Genomic DNA, 1,597 nt, shown 5'->3' on the forward strand with positions numbered 1-1,597 from the left:
ACGGTAACCGGAAGCGGTGACCACCTGCTTCAGGCTGCGGTTGTTATGTGACAGCCGGTTCTGCAGCTCATACACCTGACGGCGTTCTGCCGACGAGTCCCGCTGTACCACGCCGTTCAGGGTGGTTCCGCCGGACGTTGACAGCACGCCATCCAGTTGAACTCCGGACGCGCTCACGTTCACCCCTCTCACACTACTGTTGCCCGTGACGTGAATGCCAGCACCGCTTCCTGACGTCCCGTGCAGATTACCGCCTGTCACCGCGCCGTTCAGACTGACCCCGTCACCGCTGCCGGACTGGCCATGCAGGACTGAATCCGTGTTTATCACGGTACCATTCACCACCAGGCCACTGTTGCTGTCTGAGTTACCGTTCAGCGTCGTGCCACTCAGTATGACTTCCTTATCCAGATATATTCCGGGTCCGGAGACTGACACCCCGTTCAGCAGCCCCCCCGTCACGTGGTCATCCAGGTAAATACCGCTACCCGAGGCGGCGGTACCGTTCACCACGGTACTTCCGGTATTCGTCAGGTGACCATTTACCCCCACTCCGGTGTCGGTTGCGGTGGTGCCAGTGACACTCACGTCACTGAGCGTAGTGTCTCCGGTTATGTTTACCCCTGTACCGTCCGGCGCATTACCGGATACGGCCCCACCACTGACGTTCCCCGTCAGGCTGACCCCGTCTCCCGTCCCGTTCGTGGTACCGGTGATACTGCCCCCGTTAGTCACGTTACCTTCAACGGACAGGCCAGCACCGCTGCCGGACAGGCCGTTCACCTGGCTGCCCTGAGTGATTTTTGCCCCGTCACCCACCACCGTGCCACTGCCGGAGGCGGAGGTACCTTTCACCGTCCCGTTGACCGTTCCATTTACAACAGCCCCGGAACCGGAGACAGAAGTGCTGTCGATACTGCCGTTCAGGGTCCCCCCCACTGAAGCTCCTGTCCCGCTGCCGGTAGCCTCCCCTTTCACCGTTGTGCTGCCGGCGTTTGTCAGACTGCCACTCACGTCCACCCCGGTGCCTGTGATGGTGCTTCCACTGACAGTTACGTCCGTCAGCATACTGTCGCCATCCACATGCACACCCGTGCCATCCGCCGAATGACCCGACCAGTTTCCTCCAGTGACACAGCCTGCCAGCATGATACCGTTACCGTTGCCGGTGGCATTACCGGTTGCCACCGTGTTGTTCACCGTCAGGCTGCCGGTGACCTTAATCCCGTTACCATCCACGGCATTACCGTGAAGGGTGATGTTGTCCACCACCGGATTACCGGTAATCACCACGCCATCGCCCCGCGCAGAATTACCGGTTATCACGTTTTTGTCTGCGTCATCTCCGGAGATTTTCCCTTCCAGCGTGACGCCACTGCCGCTACCGGAGGCATCACCGGTAATGGTTGTGTTGCTGCTTGAGAGACCACCGGTGATGTCCACTCCACTGCCCGTCACGGTGCTGCCGTTCAGTGTCCCGTTGCTCACACTCAGATTCCCCCCCACGCCGACGCCATGCCCGGCAACAGAGTGACCGGTTACGGTGGCACCGTCCACGGTGTAATTTGAACCGCCGGTGAGCTGTACCCCGGCGCTG

At 60.6% G+C, this 1,597-nt stretch carries 1 protein-coding gene; it reads right to left on the reverse strand.

The window, feature by feature from the left end; translation table 11 throughout:
* Positions 1 to 1,597 (reverse strand): beta strand repeat-containing protein (locus tag HV477_RS27805; RefSeq protein ID WP_375372890.1); only part of this gene is annotated, 1,597 nt, incomplete at both ends.

This window comes from Salmonella sp. SG203, assembly GCF_013350575.1.
Taxonomy (GTDB): Bacteria; Pseudomonadota; Gammaproteobacteria; order Enterobacterales; family Enterobacteriaceae; genus Salmonella; species Salmonella enterica.